Annotated in this window: 14 protein-coding genes and 3 tRNA genes; 12 read left to right on the top strand and 5 right to left on the bottom strand. The window is 60.2% G+C overall.

Annotated features, from left to right (window positions below; translation table 11 throughout):
• Positions 1-5: 5 nt before the first annotated feature.
• Both HDEN_RS09680 and HDEN_RS09675 read right to left on the bottom strand, forming a co-directional pair.
• Positions 6-1088 carry an HlyD family secretion protein gene (locus HDEN_RS09680; protein ID WP_013215923.1) on the bottom strand — a complete coding sequence of 361 codons (1083 nt, stop codon included), beginning with the start codon at positions 1086-1088 and terminating at the stop codon, positions 6-8.
• Positions 1089-1272: 184 nt separating this feature from the next.
• Positions 1273-1536, bottom strand: coding sequence for a hypothetical protein (locus tag HDEN_RS09675; protein WP_013215922.1), 264 nt, complete (start codon positions 1534-1536; stop codon positions 1273-1275).
• A gap of 216 nt (positions 1537-1752) precedes the next feature.
• Here HDEN_RS09675 and HDEN_RS09670 point away from each other — a divergent pair, with 216 nt between their 5' ends.
• Positions 1753-2346, top strand: a complete 594-nt coding sequence (locus tag HDEN_RS09670) for a glutathione peroxidase (RefSeq protein WP_013215921.1) — start codon at positions 1753-1755, stop codon at positions 2344-2346.
• Positions 2347-2374: 28 nt separating this feature from the next.
• Here HDEN_RS09670 and sseA read toward each other — a convergent pair whose 3' ends face one another.
• On the bottom strand, positions 2375-3238 hold the full coding sequence (sseA, locus tag HDEN_RS09665; RefSeq protein WP_013215920.1) for a 3-mercaptopyruvate sulfurtransferase: 864 nt from the start codon (positions 3236-3238) through the stop codon (positions 2375-2377).
• Positions 3239-3529: 291 nt separating this feature from the next.
• Between sseA and HDEN_RS18365 the strand changes: the two genes are divergently transcribed.
• From HDEN_RS18365 to HDEN_RS09635, 7 genes are all read left to right on the top strand, one after another.
• Entirely contained in the window at positions 3530-3679 is a 150-nt protein-coding gene (locus HDEN_RS18365) for a hypothetical protein (RefSeq protein WP_169305491.1), read from the top strand.
• A 238-nt stretch (positions 3680-3917) separates the two neighbouring features.
• Positions 3918-4002, top strand: a tRNA-Leu gene (locus HDEN_RS09660).
• Positions 4003-4120: 118 nt separating this feature from the next.
• Positions 4121-5485 (top strand): trigger factor, encoded by a 1365-nt coding sequence (gene tig, locus HDEN_RS09655; protein WP_013215919.1) that lies wholly within the window; start codon positions 4121-4123, stop codon positions 5483-5485.
• 128 nt (positions 5486-5613) lie between these two features.
• Positions 5614-6267 carry an ATP-dependent Clp protease proteolytic subunit gene (locus HDEN_RS09650; protein WP_013215918.1) on the top strand — a complete coding sequence of 218 codons (654 nt, stop codon included), beginning with the start codon at positions 5614-5616 and terminating at the stop codon, positions 6265-6267.
• Between the two features lie 334 nt (positions 6268-6601).
• Entirely contained in the window at positions 6602-7849 is a 1248-nt protein-coding gene (clpX, locus tag HDEN_RS09645; RefSeq protein WP_013215917.1) for an ATP-dependent Clp protease ATP-binding subunit ClpX, read from the top strand.
• Positions 7850-8121: 272 nt separating this feature from the next.
• On the top strand, positions 8122-10548 hold the full coding sequence (lon, locus tag HDEN_RS09640) for an endopeptidase La (protein ID WP_013215916.1): 2427 nt from the start codon (positions 8122-8124) through the stop codon (positions 10546-10548).
• Between the two features lie 244 nt (positions 10549-10792).
• Positions 10793-11065, top strand: coding sequence for an HU family DNA-binding protein (locus HDEN_RS09635; protein ID WP_013215915.1), 273 nt, complete (start codon positions 10793-10795; stop codon positions 11063-11065).
• A 98-nt stretch (positions 11066-11163) separates the two neighbouring features.
• On the opposite strand, the gene HDEN_RS09630 is transcribed toward HDEN_RS09635, so the two are convergent.
• On the bottom strand, positions 11164-11562 hold the full coding sequence (locus HDEN_RS09630) for a hypothetical protein (protein WP_013215914.1): 399 nt from the start codon (positions 11560-11562) through the stop codon (positions 11164-11166).
• A gap of 212 nt (positions 11563-11774) precedes the next feature.
• On the opposite strand from HDEN_RS09630, the gene HDEN_RS09625 reads away from it, so the two are divergent.
• The 3 genes from HDEN_RS09625 to HDEN_RS09615 all read left to right on the top strand — a co-directional run bounded on the left by HDEN_RS09625 (position 11775) and on the right by HDEN_RS09615 (position 12667).
• Positions 11775-11849, top strand: a tRNA-Val gene (locus HDEN_RS09625).
• A 118-nt stretch (positions 11850-11967) separates the two neighbouring features.
• A complete protein-coding gene (locus tag HDEN_RS09620) occupies positions 11968-12471 on the top strand; it encodes a DUF1993 domain-containing protein (protein ID WP_013215913.1) in 504 nt (167 codons plus the stop codon).
• Between the two features lie 119 nt (positions 12472-12590).
• A tRNA-Asp gene (locus HDEN_RS09615) sits at positions 12591-12667 on the top strand.
• Between the two features lie 119 nt (positions 12668-12786).
• Here HDEN_RS09615 and HDEN_RS09610 read toward each other — a convergent pair.
• A complete protein-coding gene (locus HDEN_RS09610) occupies positions 12787-14535 on the bottom strand; it encodes a putative bifunctional diguanylate cyclase/phosphodiesterase (RefSeq protein WP_245256605.1) in 1749 nt (582 codons plus the stop codon).
• 613 nt (positions 14536-15148) lie between these two features.
• On the opposite strand from HDEN_RS09610, the gene HDEN_RS09600 reads away from it, so the two are divergent.
• Entirely contained in the window at positions 15149-16162 is a 1014-nt protein-coding gene (locus tag HDEN_RS09600; RefSeq protein WP_013215911.1) for a FecR family protein, read from the top strand.
• Positions 16163-16174 lie beyond the last annotated feature (12 nt).

The following is a 16174-nucleotide window of genomic DNA, read 5'->3' as shown; positions in this document are numbered from 1 at the left end:
TTTCGTCATTTGAAGAAAGCGTCGGCGCGCATGCCGGGCAGCAGTGGCGGGTTGCCTTGCAGGTCGATCGTCACCGGGAGCACTTCGACGTCGACCGGCCGGCGAGCGCCGCGCAGGGCGAACTGCGGCGAGGTGAGTGACGGCGCGAGTTCCGCAACCGTGCCCTCGAATTCCTTGCCCGGATAGGCGTTGCTCTTGACGACGACTTTTCCGCCGACCTTGATTTTCGAAACGTCGATCTCGTCGACTTCAGCTTTGAGACGAACGACCGACATGTCGCCGAGCACGGCAAGCGTCTGGTCGGGTGACGGCGCGACCATCTCGCCGGCCTTTGCAGGCAGCTGCAAAACAGTGCCGCTGACCGGCGCAAGGATGCGCGTTTTCTCGAGCAGAGCTTCCGCGACGGCAACGTCGGAACGCGCCGCCTGTAGCGCCGATTCCAGCCGGTTCGGAGCCGGAATGTTCGATTTCGCCTGAGCCTTGGCATAGGCGGACCGTTCGTCTTGCAGCTTGTCCTTGGCCTTGGCGAGACCGTCGCGCGCATGAACGACGCGCTGGTCTGTGCCGTTGCCTTCGCGGCGCGCTTGCAATTCATATTCGAGTTCGAAGCGCGCGTTCGTCAGTTCGCGTTCGGTAGCGAAAACATTGTCTTCGGCTTCGCGAAGCTCGTCGCGGGCTTTGTCGAGCGGCTGCGCATCACGCTCGCGTTTGCGCGAGGCAACTTCGGTTTCTGCCGCTTGCAGGCGTGCACGGGCTTCGTCATCGTCAAGGCGGATCAGAAGCTCGCCTTCCTCGACCTTGTCGTTCTGCTTGACGGCGACTTCCGCGATGCGCCCGAGCAAGGCCGATCCGACGCGAACGGTTCCCGATTTCGGTTCGATGCGGCCAGGAGCGGCGGCGAGCCATTCGACGCGCGTTACAGCCTGTTCCGATTTCAGCGTGTCGTCCCCGGACTTCGCGCCGAGCAGGTCGCTGTGAGAAATGTTGACGGCTCCGAACGCGCCTGCGCCCGCCGCGATCAGCGCGAACAGCGACAGCTTCAGGAAAATTCTGCGTTTCGGTCGGGTGTAGGTTTCATCTGCGCTCATGACTTCATCCTCCTTAGGGATTTGCATGAGCATTGACGTAAGGGACTTGGCTCAGCATCGCTGTTTCCAGCGGAACAGGCCGAGCGGCTTTCAGAAAATTGTTTGCAGAACCGAAAATGAAAAAGGGCTCCGGGGTATGCCCGAAGCCCATTTTTGGGTTTGCAGACCTCTGCTGCGATTGCGCTTACTGGCACATCTCACGCAGCGTCCAGCCGACGATGCGGCAGCTTTCCGTGCCGTTGGCGTTGATCGAGCATTTGCGGTTCGGAAGGCGCTGATAATCACAATAGTAATTGCCGGAATGGCCGGAGTAACCGTGCATCGGCTTCGCGAACTGATAGTCCTGAACGAAAACTTCCTTGGCGCCGCCGCGGGCATTGGCGGCGGAAGCGCTTGCAAGAGCTGCGAAGCCGGCTGCGATCGCGAGTGCGGTTTTGAACGATGCCATTGTTGTGTCCTCCATTGGGGCTGATTGGCCGTGAACTCATGTTCTGGAGGCAGTTCTAAAGTGAGCAGCCAGGCGCGGCTGTTCCGGCCGGAACACCAGAGCAAAGGTCAGGTTTTTTGGAAGAGCTGGAGCGGCGAGGGGGGGTGATCATCCCGCCCTTTGCCTGTATCGTGACGGCGGGAATGGCCTGCTCGAACGAATGCGGAAAGCGGTGACATGGGAAAGATTTGGTCGATGATCGTCAGCCTCGTCGCGATGTGGACGGCCGCGCCAAGCGCCGCGCCATCACATCCGGTCAATGGCCTCGCCTATGATTTCGAGTTTACCGGGATCGACGGCAAGCCGATGCCGCTTTCGGCGTATCGCGGCAAAGCCCTGTTGATCGTCAACACGGCGTCGTTCTGCGGCTACACCAAACAGTACGCGGGTCTGCAGGATCTGTGGTCGCGATACGAGAAAGCCGGGCTCGTCGTCATCGGCGTTCCGTCGAACGATTTCGGCGAGCAGGAGCCGAAGTCCGAGGGCGAGATCAAGACGTTCTGCCAGGGCGCATTCGGCGTGACGTTTCCGCTGACGTCGAAGCAGCACGTCGTCGGCCCTGACGCGCACCCCTTCTACAAATGGGCGGCTGAGGCGATGGGGCCGTCCGGCGTGCCGAACTGGAATTTCCATAAGTATCTGGTCGGGCGCGATGGACGCCTGCTGCGATCGTTCTCGACCAAGCTCCCGCCGGAATCGCCGGAGATCACCGGCATAATCGAGAAAGCTCTCGCGGAGAACGCGGCCTCGCTGGAAGCCGCGCCGAATTGATCCTTCGGATGGAGAATCGGCTGGCGGCTTAGCGCGCGGGCCCTGTTTCGACCGGCAAGCCGTTGTCCTGGCCCCACTCGGCCCAGCTGCCGTCGTAGACGGCCGCATTGGTCTGTCCGAGAACCGCAAGCGCCAAAGCCAGCATGGACGCCGTAACGCCTGACCCGCAGGTGGTGACGACCGGCCGCGAAACGTCGATGCCAGCGGTATTGAACAGATTGCCCAGTTCTTCCGGCGACTTCAGCGTTCCATCGGCATTGAGAAGCTCTTGCGACGGAACATTCTTGGAGCCGGGAATGTGACCGGCGCGCAAACCCGGACGAGGCTCGGGATCGCGGCCTTCGAAGCGCGCGGCAGGGCGCGCGTCGACGATCTGCGTGCCGGGCTTCTGGAACAAGGCCCGCATTTCCTCGAGTTCGCGGATGATCTCGGTATTCTGCAGCGGCGTGTAATGGCGCTCGTAGCGTTTCGGGGCCGGGCCGTCCTCGAGCGGCCGTCCTTCCGCCTTCCACTTCCGCAGCCCGCCGTTCAGCACCGCCACGTCCTGATGTCCCATGGCTCGGAACGTCCACCAGACGCGGGCTGCCGAGAAGATGCCCGACGTGTCGTAGACGACGATGCGTGCGCCGTCGCCGATGCCCATTTTCTTCATGCGGGATGAGAACTTGACAGTCGACGGAAGCATGTGCGGAAGCGACGATTTCTCATCCGAAAGATCGTCGATGTCGAAAAAGAGGGCGCCCGGAATATGCTCGGCCAGATACTCCTTCTTGGGGTCGCGTTTGGCGGTCGGGAGATGCCAGCTGCCGTCGAGGATGACCAGATCTGGAGAGGAGAGGTGGCTCGCAAGCCAATCCGTTTCGACGATCCAATTTTTGGCAGACTTCGGCAAGACGCACCCCGTGCATGGCTTGGATGGAATTTATTCCGGCGGCTCAGAGCAGATAGGCAAATACCGCGCGCGTCGCAAGTTGCTGAATGCCGCGAACGCCTGCCGCGCCGCATCATTTTTTGAACGAAATTCAGTTGAAACCGAGAGGCGGACGCCCTCCGTCCTGAGCGGTCCGGCAGACATCATTTGTTATTGTTGTTTGAAGCTTTGCATTGTCCAGGATCGCTGCCGGGGCGACAGGTAATTCCATTGCAGAGGTCTCCAACCACACTCGCAAAAGCGGGTACGGCGATGTTTCCCAAGATCATTTCCTTAGGACTGGCGGGAATACTGGCTTATTTACTGGTCGAGAGCGACTTGGACCTGGAACAGGCCTATTATTTTCTGCTGCTCCCGGCTTCGGCTATTTTGAGCTACTTGGTTCTGGGTGCGGCGGATTGAGCTTTGCCGCTGCGCCGACGCGGCGCGGACGCCGGTCTGATTTTCTACATTTCTGCATTGTTTTCGCGGTCGCTCTTGCGTATGACAGCGGCTTCCCCGCCGCTCGTGTGCCGGACGCCCTCCGCAAGGGGCAGGACACTCGCGCCAATCGAGGAATTCTGGATGTTTGCGGCCGCCTTGCGCAGCCCGTAATCAACGGTTCACAGAGAGCGGGAAAGGTGAGATCGGAACGTCTTCAGCGGGCGTGGCGGAACTGGTAGACGCACTGGATTTAGGTTCCAGCGGCGCAAGTCGTGGGGGTTCAAATCCCTCCGCCCGCACCAGCGCGGCGCCTTCAAAGGCACCGCCTGAGCTTTGTAGACGAGACGCTATCTCCCTAGATAATTTGTCGATCGGCGAGGCGCGGCACCAAGGTGTCGGCCTCCAATCAGGAAACGGACGATGCAGGTCACTGAAACAGCGAGAGACGGACTGAAGCGCACCCTGCAGGTGGTGGTGGGGAAGGCCGAGCTTGGCGAGCGCTTTTCCGAACGCCTCGTGGAGCTCAAGGACCGCGTACAGATCAAAGGCTTCCGCCGCGGCAAGGTGCCGATGGAGCACTTGAAAAAGCTCTACGGCAAATCGCTGATGCAGGAAGTCCTGGAGCAGACGATCAACGACACGAGCGCGAAGGCCGTCAAGGATCGCAACGAGCGCCCGGCGCAGCAGCCGAAACTGGAACTGCTCGGCGTAGAGGATGGCGGCATCGAACGCGTCGTCAACGGCGAAACGGATCTTTCCTACACGATGGACTTCGAGGTGCTGCCGCCGATCCCGGTTGCCGATCTCGGCGTGCTGCAGCTCGAGAAGCTCGTCGCCGACGTCGATGACTCGGCGGTCGATAAGGCGCTGTCCGACCTCGCAGAACGCAACACGTCTTACGAGCCGGAAGAAGGCCGCGTTGCGAGCGAGGGCGACCTCGTGACCATGAATTTCGTTGGCCGCATCGACGGCGAAGCGTTTGAAGGTGGTTCCGCCGAAGGCGCGAACCTCGCGATCGGCAAGAAGCAGTTCATTCCGGGCTTCGAAGAAGGCGTCGTCGGCATGAAGGCTGGCGACCAGAAGGTCGTCACGGCGACGTTCCCGGAAGATTATCCGATGGCGAATCTCGCAGGGAAAGCCGCTGACTTCGACGTCTCGGTCACGGCCGTCGCGAAGCCGAAGAAGCCGGAAGTCGACGAGGACTTTGCGAAGGGCCTTGGCGCCGAGGACTTGAAGACGCTCCGCGGCTTCGTCACGGACCAGATCAAGCGCGAATACGATCAGGCGTCGCGGGTCAAGCTGAAGCGCGAAATCCTCGATGCGCTCGATAAAGCGCACGATTTCGAGCTTCCGTCGTCCCTTGTCGATTTCGAATTCAACAATATATGGACTCAGCTCGAGAACAATCTCAAAGCCGCCAACAAGACCATCGCGGATGAGGGCAAATCCGAGGAAGATCTGCGCGCTGAATACCGCGCCATCGCGGAGCGCCGGGTTCGTCTCGGCCTCGTGATCGGCGAAATCGGCGAAAAGAACAAACTGCAGGTTTCCCAGGACGAGCTGCGCCGTGCTCTGGTCGAGCAGGCGCGTCGCTATCCGGGCCGCGAAAAGCAGGTCTACGAATTCTACGAAAAGACGCCCGGCGCGCTCAACGAGCTGCGCGCCCCGATCTTCGAGGAGAAGGTGATCGACCATGTGATCGCCGAGGCCAAGCCGGTCGAAAAGAAGGTGTCGAGAGACGAGCTTCTGAAGGCGGTCGAGGAAGCGACCGAAGCGGAAGCTTGAGATGCAATTGACCGAGCGCCGCAGCCGGCGCTCGGACCGTGTGCTACGAGCGTGCGAACTAGAGCGGCGAATCTGACCGGCTTACCCCTTTCGGGGATCGCCGGTTGAAATCAGGAAAGACCGAGGCGATGCGCGATCCCATCAACACCGTGACGAACACGTTCTGGCCCATGGTCGTCGAGCAGACGACGCGCGGAGAACGCGGCTACGATCTGCCGTCGCGCCTCCTGAAAGAGCGCATCATTTTCGTGACGGGTCCGGTCGAAGACCACATGGCGGCATCGATCTGCATGCAGCTGCTGTTCCTCGAGTCCGAGAACCCGAAAAAAGAAATCTCGATGTACATCAACTCGCCGGGCGGCGTCGTCACCGCCGGCATGGCGATCTACGACACGATGCAGTTCGTGAAGCCGCCGGTTGCGACGCTGTGCATCGGGCAGGCCGCGTCGATGGGTTCGCTGCTGCTGTGCGCGGGCGCCAAGGACATGCGCTTCGCGCTCCCGAACGCGCGCATCATGGTGCATCAGCCATCGGGCGGTTTCTCCGGCCAGGCGTCCGACATCGAGCGGCACGCGGAAGACATCATCAAGATGAAGCGCCGCCTGAACGAGACCTACGTGAAGCACACCGGTCAGAGCTACGAGATGATCGAAAAGACGCTCGACCGCGACTACTTCATGACCGCCGACCAGGCCCGTGATTTCGGCATCATCGACAAGGTTCTTGAAAGCCGCGACGAAGTCGACGTCGCCGCGCTCGAGATCAAGAGCCCGAAAGAGTAAGTGCATCGACAAGGCGAAGGCCTGTGGACACGCAGGCCCTCGCTCCACAAGGATTATGCGGGTAGAACAAAGGACGTACATCCGCCATTGTTTATATGAACTGTTAGGGTGAATAGCGATGTTGCCACATCGTTCACCAACTGTGGCAATACCGCCGCTTGCGAGGCAGGGCCGGGTGGGCTCCATTAATCCATTCTTGATCTGCCGAACGCTAGCGTGAGAGATTGAATCCCGTGATTTTACGTCGCCGCACATCGGCAATTGCCGGGACGTAGCAGCGGGCCAAAGCAAGAACATCGGGGCGCCGGTGGGTTTGCACTGAAAGTGAGAGAAAATGGCTCAAGAGAAAAACACTCTCTACTGCTCTTTCTGCGGCAAGAGCCAGCATGAGGTACGCAAGCTTATCGCCGGCCCAACGGTGTTCATCTGCGATGAATGCGTCGAGCTGTGCATGGACATCATTCGCGAGGAGAACAAGAACACTCTCGTCAAGTCGCGTGACGGAGTGCCGACGCCGCAGGAAATCTGCAACGTTCTCGACAGCTACGTGATTGGCCAGTTCCACGCCAAGCGCGTTCTTTCGGTCGCCGTTCACAACCACTACAAGCGGTTGAACCACGCGACGAAGAACAACGACGTCGAACTCGCGAAGTCGAACATCCTGCTCGTCGGTCCGACAGGTTCGGGCAAGACGCTGCTGGCGCAGACGCTCGCCCGCATCCTCGATGTGCCGTTCACGATGGCCGATGCGACGACGCTCACCGAAGCGGGCTACGTCGGCGAGGATGTCGAGAACATCATCCTGAAGCTGCTGCAGTCTGCCGACTACAACGTCGAGCGGGCGCAGCGCGGCATCGTCTATATCGACGAAGTCGACAAGATCAGCCGCAAGTCTGACAATCCGTCGATTACGCGCGATGTGTCGGGCGAGGGCGTGCAGCAGGCGCTTCTGAAGATCATGGAAGGCACGGTTGCCTCCGTGCCTCCGCAGGGCGGCCGCAAGCATCCGCAGCAGGAATTCCTGCAGGTCGACACGACGAACATCCTGTTCATCTGCGGCGGCGCGTTCGCGGGTCTGGAAAAGATCATCTCTCGCCGCGGCAAGGGATCGTCGATCGGCTTCTCGGCTCGCGTTACGGGGCCAGACGAGCGCCGCACGGGCGACATTCTGCGTGGCGTCGAGCCCGAGGATCTGCTGAAGTTCGGCCTGATCCCGGAATTCATCGGCCGTCTGCCGGTCATCGCAACGCTCGAAGACCTCGACGAGGCAGCCCTCGTTCAGATCCTGACCGAGCCGAAGAACGCGATCGTCAAGCAGTACCAGCGCCTCTTCGAGATGGAAGACGTGAAGCTCACGATCACGCTCGACGCTCTGCGCGCAATCTCGCGCAAGGCGATCGAACGCAAGACCGGTGCTCGCGGCCTTCGCTCGATCATGGAGGGCATCCTGCTCGACACGATGTACGATCTGCCGACGCTCAAGGGCGTCGAGGAAGTCGTCATCGGACCCGAGGTGGTCGAAGGTTCGGCGAAGCCGCTCCGGATCTATTCCGACCGGGTCGAGGAAAAGGGCTCCGCATAATCGCGATAAATACGTATGGCCGGGGGGAAATCCCCGGCTCTTGTTTAAGGGGGCTTGATCCCCATTTGTTCGGAGGGAGTGGCAACAAGAGCCAGCCGGGGCATTTCCTCCGCAACCGGTATTTAGCAATTGGGTCTCACCCCGCGCTCGCGCTTCACGAGAATGCCGACCGTCGCCATAAAAAGGGACGGGACGCGTGGCTCCTAAGGTGGAACGAGCGTGGATCGTGCTGGTAGCCTCACTGGTGCCAGCGTACGGCGATAGGTAGTCAAATGAGCGAAGATAAAAAGACCAGGGAAAAGGCCGTCGGCAAGGAACTGTTTCCGGTTCTTCCGCTGCGGGACATCGTCGTTTTCCCGTACATGGTCGTGCCCCTTTTCGTCGGCCGTGAAAAATCGATTGCGGCATTGGAAGAAGTTATGCGCGCCGACAAGCAGATCCTGCTTGCCGCGCAGAAGAACGCCGGCGACGACGATCCGTCACCCGACGCGATTTACGAGATCGGCACGCTTGCCTCCGTGCTTCAGCTTCTGAAGCTGCCCGACGGAACCGTGAAGGTTCTGGTCGAAGGCAACGCGCGCGCCAAGATCACCCGCTACACCGCGAACGCCAACTATTTCGAAGCTGAAGTCGAGCGCGTGGCCGAAGTGCCGGGCGCCAAGGACGAGCTCGAAGCGCTGGCGCGTTCGGTCGTGACCCAGTTCGAGAGCTACGTGAAGCTCAACAAGAAGGTCTCGCCCGAGGTTCTGAGCAACGTCGGTCAGATCGAGGATTACGCGAAGCTCGCGGACACGATCGCATCGCATCTCGCGGTCAAGATTTCCGACAAGCAGGACGTTCTCGAAACCGCCAGCATTTCCGAGCGGCTCGAGCGCGTCTACACGCTCATGGAAAGCGAAATCTCGGTTCTGCAGGTCGAGCGTAAGATCCGTTCGCGCGTCAAGCGCCAGATGGAGAAGACGCAGCGCGAGTACTACCTGAATGAGCAGATGAAGGCCATTCAGAAGGAACTCGGCGACTCCGACGAGCGCGACGACATCTCGGAATTCGAAGAGAAGATCGAGAACACGAAGCTGTCGAAAGAGGCCAAGGACAAGGCGCTGGCTGAGCTTAAAAAGCTCAAGCAGATGTCGCCGATGTCGGCCGAAGCGACGGTCGTGCGCAACTATCTCGACTGGCTGCTCTCGATCCCGTGGGGGATCAAGGGCAAGGTCAAGAAGGATATTGCCGAAGCGCAGACGATCCTCGACCTGGAGCACTATGGCCTCGAGAAGGTCAAGGAACGCATCCTTGAGTATCTCGCGGTTCAGGCGCGCACCAACAAGCTGAAGGGGCCTATCCTGTGCCTCGTCGGACCTCCCGGCGTCGGCAAGACCTCGCTTGGCAAATCGATCGCGAACGCAACGGGACGCGAGTTCGTCCGCATGTCGCTTGGCGGCGTGCGCGACGAGGCGGAAATCCGTGGCCATCGCCGGACCTACATCGGCTCCATGCCGGGCAAGGTCATCCAGTCGATGAAGAAGGCGAAGCGGACCAACCCGCTTTTCCTCTTGGACGAGATCGACAAGATGGGTCAGGACTTCCGCGGCGATCCAGCAGCGGCGCTGCTCGAAGTGTTGGACCCTGAGCAGAACGCGACGTTCAACGATCATTACCTCGAGGTCGACTACGACCTTTCGAACGTGATGTTCGTGACGACGGCGAACACGCTCAACATCCCGCCCGCCCTGATGGACCGCATGGAGATCATTCGCCTTGCGGGCTACACGGAGGACGAGAAGCTTGAGATCGCGAAGCGCCACTTGATCCCCGAGCAGATCACAGCGCACGGCCTCGAAGCCGGCGAGTGGACTATCGAGGACAGTGCGCTGAAGGAAGTCATTCGCCGTTACACGCGCGAAGCGGGCGTTCGTTCGCTTGAACGTGAAATCGCCAAGCTGGCGCGTAAGGCGGTGAAGGAAATCCTGACGTCGTCGAAGTCGTCGATCGTTGTCACGGCCGAGAATGTCCACGACTTCCTCGGGGTGCCGAAGTATCGCTACGGCGAAGCCGAACTCGAAGATCAGGTCGGCATCGTGACGGGTCTTGCCTGGACCGAGGTCGGCGGCGAACTGCTGACGATCGAAGGCGTCATGATGCCCGGCAAGGGCCGCATGACGGTCACCGGCAACCTGCGCGATGTGATGAAGGAATCGATCCAGGCCGCGAACGCGTACGTGCGCTCGCACTCGGTCGATTTCGGAATTCATCCGTCGCTGTTCGAAAAGCGCGACATCCACGTGCACGTGCCGGAAGGTGCGACGCCGAAGGATGGACCGTCCGCAGGCATCGCGATGACGACGGCGATCATCTCCGTGCTCACCGGAATTCCCGTTCGCAAGGACGTGGCGATGACGGGCGAGATCACGCTGCGCGGTCGCGTGCTGCCGATCGGCGGCCTCAAGGAAAAGCTCCTTGCGGCTCTGCGCGGCGGCATCAAAACGGTCATCATTCCGGATGAGAACGCCAAGGACTTGGCGGAGATTCCGAACGAGGTCCAGACCAAGATGGACATCATTCCGGTTTCCAAGCTGGAAGAGGTCTTGAAGGTCGCGCTCGTCAGAATGCCGGAGTCGATCACCTGGGATGAAGTCGCGGAAGCGGAAGCTCTCGAGGCGAAAGATGCCGACAAGACAGGTTCGCGCGTAACGGCGCACTGACGATTTGTCGAAAGATAAGCGACTTGGTTATTGCCCCCGTGCGTCAAACGCGCGGGGGCTTTTATTTATGTTAAATGCGAGCATTTGCATGCGCTTTTGTCCGGAAATACGGGCGTTTTCCGCTTGACGGACGTTGGAGATTGGGCGCTTTTACCGACCCATGCACGGTCGAAACTCCCCCACGGTGACCGTCCCGGGCTTCTGCCCGATGAAACCCAATCTCCGACACTAGAGGACTGATGAGATGAGCAAGAAAGATTTGATCGACGCTGTCGCGCGTGACTGCGAACTCACCAAGGAAAAGGCCAGCGGCGTCGTCGATGCCGTGCTCGCGCATATCCGCGAAGCGATGAAGGAAGGCCACGAAGTCCGCATTCCGGATTTCGGCACGTTCAAGGTTGCCGCTCGCAAAGCCCGCGAAGGCCGCAATCCCGCAACCGGCATGACGATCCAGATCCCAGCGTCGCGCGTGCCGAAGTTCACGCCCGCGAAGGGTTTGAAGGACGCGCTCAACTGAGGCGTTCGTTATCGGAATTTCGAGGCGCGCCTGAAAATGGCGCGCCTTTTTTGTTTTGCAACACACGACGGTTCAAACGAGGAGTCGCCGGACGCGTATCAAGGCTGCGAAGCTGGACGCTCTGATGCTGCCTGCGCCTTCGGCGTAATTTTGAAATTCGCCGATGCGCGGATGCTCGTCATTTCCATCGCCTGACCATATCCGCGCTGCGGCTGGCTCGACACGTTGATGCTGGTAAGGCTGCAGGTCGCGGCAATGGTCGCAAGCAGGTTCGCGCACTCACGTCCCGCCATTTCGTAGGCTTGCCGCCGGCCTCGCTCCGATTCACCGTCCGCGACGTCGGTTGGGCCGTTGGGCGGCAGCGTGAACGTATAGCTGACTGACACGCTCACAGCCTGATTGCGATTGGCATCGACGTCATACGGCTCAGCATGGGCACAGACGCTAAACAGCGTCAGCAGTGCAGCCGCGGTGAGTCCAAACTTGCTGACGGTCATTGCGCACGCCTCCCTCATCGGTCCGGCATGAGGATATCAAAGGCGATGCCGCATTTGCTTGCGCGGCGGGGCAAATTTGCGCCGGCGGTTAATGGCTAGGAAATATCGGGCGCGGGTTTGCTACAGCCTATACGTCGCGGACTCTTTGCCGGCGGACGGATGAGAGACCATCTTGCGGGCCCGGCCATACCTGCCTAGAAGATGCGTCGTACGGGCGGTTAGCTCAGTGGTAGAGCGCCTCGTTTACACCGAGGATGTCGGGAGTTCGACCCTCTCACCGCCCACCATCTTTGTTGGTCCCTGCGACTCCGCCGAGCGGAGCCGGACGCAGGGACGGCCTTGTTGAAGCTTTGATCCAGTCCAGCATGAGCGCCATCAGCTCTCAGCTAACGAGGAAGCACGCCAATGTCCGTATCGATGTATGCCATCGCCATTCCCACGTTTCAGAAACAGCTCGCATCTCTCGAAGCCATTCTCGACAAGGCCGCCGAGCATGCGTCGGCCAAGAAGATCGACATGGCGGTCTTGCTCGCCTCGCGGCTCTATCCCGATATGTTCAACCTGACCCGGCAGGTGCAGCTGGCGACCGATTTCGCGAAGGCCGCCCCGGCGCGCCTCGCAGGCCTCGAGGTCCCGGGCTTCCCCGATAAGGAAACGACGCTGCCGGAGTTGAAAGAACGCCTCGCTCGAACCCAGGCGCTGCTCGCGGGCTATAAGCCTGAGCAACTCGATGGCTCCGAAACGAAGCAGCTGACGCTGAAGATCGGCGGCCAGGAAATGACGATCTCGGGCCAGGATTACCTGCTGCATGTCGCGCTGCCGAACTTCTATTTCCATTGCGCCACCGCATACGGAATCCTGCGGCATAACGGCCTCGAGATCGGCAAACGCGATTTCGTCCGCAGATAGATGCCGGGGGAGGCGCGATTGTCGCCCGCGGACGCGAACAGCGGCTTGACGCCTGCGCGCCCATCACGTATTCGGACGCTGTGACGACGGGCGCTTCGGCGCCCGTGACTTTCTGGATTGCGGGAGTAGCTCAGTTGGTTAGAGCGCCGCCCTGTCACGGCGGAGGCCGCGGGTTCAAGTCCCGTCTCTCGCGCCATTCCGTTCGCAGCTCATGAACATGTAGCTCGCTGTAACGGGTGCGCCGAACCCTCTTCTTCGCATTCGCAATTTATGCCGCCGCGACAAGCGGCGAAGCCGCCGCCGTCTCGGTCGGCGTTACGGGCTATATTGCCGTTGATCCAGCTTTGACCGGCAAAGGGCGAGCACCTTGTCCACGTCGGAACCCGGAACGGGATGGCTGAAGTAGAATCCTTGCAGCTCGTTGCAGCCGGCGGCCGTGACCGTCTGAGCCTGGTCGAGCGTCTCGATCCCTTCGGCAACGGTACTGATCTGCATCTGCTTGCCGAGCCCGGCGACGGCCTGGATAATGGCCTCGCAGTCCTTCCGCTTCCCGACGTCGAGATCGCGCACGAAGCTGCGGTCGATCTTGATCTTGTCGAAGGGGAAGCTGCGCAGATAACTGAGCGACGCGTAGGCCGTGCCGAAATCATCGAGCGCGATGCGAGCACCGAGCGTGCGCAGATTATGCAAGATCGCGCGCGTGTTGATTTCATCGCGAAGGAGCACGCCTTCGGTGATCTCGAGTTCAAGCCGATGCGGCGCGAGCCCTGAAATCCGCAGTGCGTTGACGACCGCCTGATAGAGATTGCCTCGCTCGAATTGAATCGGCGACAGGTTGACCGAAACGCGGATCGTGTCAGGCCATTTGACGGCCTCCTGGCAGGCACGGATCAACGCCCATTCGCCGATTTCGACGATCAATCCGGTTTCCTCGGCGATCGGAATGAAGTCGGCGGGCGCAATCATTCCGCGTAGCGGATGATGCCAGCGCAGCAGCGCTTCGAACGCAATGACGTCCCGGTTCTCCGTATCGACGAGCGGCTGATAGTAGAGCTCCAGCTGGTTCTGATCGAGAGCGCCGCGCAGATCGGACTGCAGTTCGTAGCGCGAATTCGCGTCATCGGCGATGTCCGGATCATAGAAGAAGGCAATGCCCTTGCCGCCCGCTTTCGCTTTGTAAAGCGCGAGGTCGGCGGCCTTGAGCAGCTGTTCCGCCGTTTGTCCATGAAGCGGAGCGAACGCGATGCCGATGCTTGCGCTGCACGAAACCTGCTGCCCTCCAAGATCATGCGGCTTGCAGATTTCCTTCAGAAGGCGCTGCGCCATGCGTTCGGCATCAGCTTTGCGAACGACGCGGGACGCGGATTGCAACACCGCGAACTCGTCGCCACCGAGCCGGGCGACGATATCGTTCTTCCGCACCGCGCGCTTGAGGCTTTTGGCGACGCTTTTCAAAAGCGCGTCTCCGACCGGGTGCCCCAGCGTGTCGTTGACGGTTTTGAAGCCATCAAGGTCGATCCAATGCAGCGCCAGCGTCTGAGAGGGCGCGAGATTTCTCAGCGCTTCGTCGAGCGCCTCGTGGAATTGCAGGCGATTTGCGATTTCAGTGAGCGGATCGTGCCGTGCCAGCCAGTGGATTTTCTGTTCCGCTTGGCGGCGTTCGGTAATGTCTTCCTGGATGTCCACCCAGCCGCCGCCTTCCAACGGCTTATTGGTGACGAGAACGATGCGTCCGCTTTTGAGATGCTGCGTGTGCGTGAATGTTTCGCCGCGAGCAAGCGCGGCCACATGGCGCTCGATCCAGGCCCGCTGCTTTTTGCGTTCCTGCGGATTGTCCAGACCCGTTTCGCGTTTGACGTGATTACGCACCAATTCCGCGAGCGTCGTGCCCGGACGTGTCAGATGCTGCGGAAGATCGTAGAGTTCTTCATACATCCGGTTGCAGACGATGAGGCGCTGATTGGCGTCGAACATCGACAAGCCGCGCGCCATGTTGTTGAGCGCAAGCTCGAGACAGCGATTGAGTTGCGCGATCCGATCGCCATCGTTCGCCGCAGCCGGCAATTGAGTTTTGGCAGGCGGACGCCGGCGCGTGGCCTTGGCGGGCTTTTTTTGAGATCGACGATCGCTTGGTTTTTGCGATCGGCTGACACCTGAATGTTGTTTTGCTGTTTTTTTGGCGTCGGTCGGCATCTGCGCATTCCACTCGCACTTAAGTTGGGTGCGCTAAATATAGTGCAATCTGTAAGCGAGTGATTAAAAGTAAGTCCGAATTTGGCGATTTCCTATAAACGTTCAATATATTTTTACGCAATTGCGCAGTGCAATAAATAAATTACTCGAAATAATGATCTCCAATTCGCTAATATCTCTGCCAATTCGGCAACAACGCTGGCCGTAGTATTGTCGTCGATATGACTGCGCCCGGACCGATGACCGTCGAGGCACCGGGCCGCGAACAGGCGCCAACGCGGCAGCATCCTGAATGCCGACATCGCCATGGCCTTCGGCGATGCAACAAACGCCCCTGCGTGGCGCGCATGCGTCGAAGAGCTTTCATGTGTTCCGCGGGGAACAATCGCCGCTTCCAGGATCTGCTCCAATGGCCCGGCGACAGTCCGTATGCTAAGTTTCACGATCATATTTCAGGATAACAATTTTCATTAGAGGCAGTGCGATGGCCCGTTATGCGTTCATGAAATCCCTATTGTTGTCCGTCAGCGTTGGCGGCTTGCTGCTGGCCGCCGTGGGACCGGCGCAGGCGGCCTCGGGAGACAGGATCGGCGAATCCGTCGTCATCACGAACGTGGTCATGGCGGACTTCGCCGAAAAGCAACGCAAGCTCGCGAAAGGCGATGAAGTTCGCCAGGACGAGTCCATTGAGGTCAACACCGACGCGCAGGGCGAGTTCAGGCTGGACGACGAGACGAAGCTCGCCCTCGGCCCGGGGTCGCGGCTCGTGCTCGATAAATTCGTCTACGACAGCGACAAGAAGGCCGGCTCCATCGTCGTCAACATGATGAAGGGCGCGTTCCGGTTCATCACTGGCGCCGCGGCGAAAACAACGTACGTCATCAACACGCCCAACGCATCGATCACCGTGCGCGGGACGATCTTCGATGTCTATATCCTTCCCGATCGCTCGGTTTGGGTCTTGCTGCACGAAGGCGCGCTCGAGGCGACCGGCAAGAGAAACGTGTGTCACGTTCTCGAACGTCCCGGTCAGCTGATCCGTATTTCCGACGACGGCACCGTCGAGAAGCCGGTAAACTGGCCTCAGCTGCCGGACAACGCGACCGTCGCGTTCGACACGGCGTTTCCATTCGTGACCAACGCGCCCGCGATTGATCCCAATCCGATCCTCACGCGTGCGATGATCGTCGATGGCGCGTTTCCTCCCTCGGAGGAAAAGGCTTGTCTCAATCCGCATCCGCGCTTTGGAGTGAAGAAGGCCAGCACGCCGCGCAAGGCAGCGCCTCCCGCAAAGAAAACCAAAGCGGCACAGAAACCAGTTAAGCCGAAACGTACCGCGAGCCGGCCGAAGAACGATGACGACGATTGGGGCAACGGTGCGCGCGGAATGGATATTGTCATCGGCGGCGGCGGCATCCGAATCCCGAACCGGGGCAACTACGGCGGTGGCGGCTACGGTGGCGGTAACCGGCCGAGCGGCGGTCTCCGAGGACGCTAGCATCGAAGTCGC

The organism is Hyphomicrobium denitrificans ATCC 51888 (assembly GCF_000143145.1).
GTDB classification, from domain to species: domain Bacteria; phylum Pseudomonadota; class Alphaproteobacteria; order Rhizobiales; family Hyphomicrobiaceae; genus Hyphomicrobium_B; species Hyphomicrobium_B denitrificans.
This window is presented reverse-complemented; position numbering and strand designations above follow the sequence as displayed.

Excerpts from the sequence above, each read along its gene's own strand:
- HDEN_RS09635 (WP_013215915.1), top strand. The coding sequence starts at position 10,793 with ATGAGCAAGAAAGATTTGATCGACGCTGTCGCGCGTGACTGCGAACTC.
- HDEN_RS09680 (WP_013215923.1), bottom strand. The coding sequence starts at position 1,088 with ATGAGCGCAGATGAAACCTACACCCGACCGAAACGCAGAATTTTCCTG.
- HDEN_RS18365 (WP_169305491.1), top strand. The coding sequence starts at position 3,530 with ATGTTTCCCAAGATCATTTCCTTAGGACTGGCGGGAATACTGGCTTAT.
- clpX (WP_013215917.1), top strand. The coding sequence starts at position 6,602 with ATGGCTCAAGAGAAAAACACTCTCTACTGCTCTTTCTGCGGCAAGAGC.
- HDEN_RS09675 (WP_013215922.1), bottom strand. The coding sequence starts at position 1,536 with ATGGCATCGTTCAAAACCGCACTCGCGATCGCAGCCGGCTTCGCAGCT.
- HDEN_RS09620 (WP_013215913.1), top strand. The coding sequence starts at position 11,968 with ATGTCCGTATCGATGTATGCCATCGCCATTCCCACGTTTCAGAAACAG.
- HDEN_RS09670 (WP_013215921.1), top strand. The coding sequence starts at position 1,753 with ATGGGAAAGATTTGGTCGATGATCGTCAGCCTCGTCGCGATGTGGACG.
- tig (WP_013215919.1), top strand. The coding sequence starts at position 4,121 with ATGCAGGTCACTGAAACAGCGAGAGACGGACTGAAGCGCACCCTGCAG.
- HDEN_RS09600 (WP_013215911.1), top strand. The coding sequence starts at position 15,149 with ATGGCCCGTTATGCGTTCATGAAATCCCTATTGTTGTCCGTCAGCGTT.
- HDEN_RS09650 (WP_013215918.1), top strand. The coding sequence starts at position 5,614 with ATGCGCGATCCCATCAACACCGTGACGAACACGTTCTGGCCCATGGTC.
- lon (WP_013215916.1), top strand. The coding sequence starts at position 8,122 with ATGAGCGAAGATAAAAAGACCAGGGAAAAGGCCGTCGGCAAGGAACTG.
- HDEN_RS09630 (WP_013215914.1), bottom strand. The coding sequence starts at position 11,562 with ATGACCGTCAGCAAGTTTGGACTCACCGCGGCTGCACTGCTGACGCTG.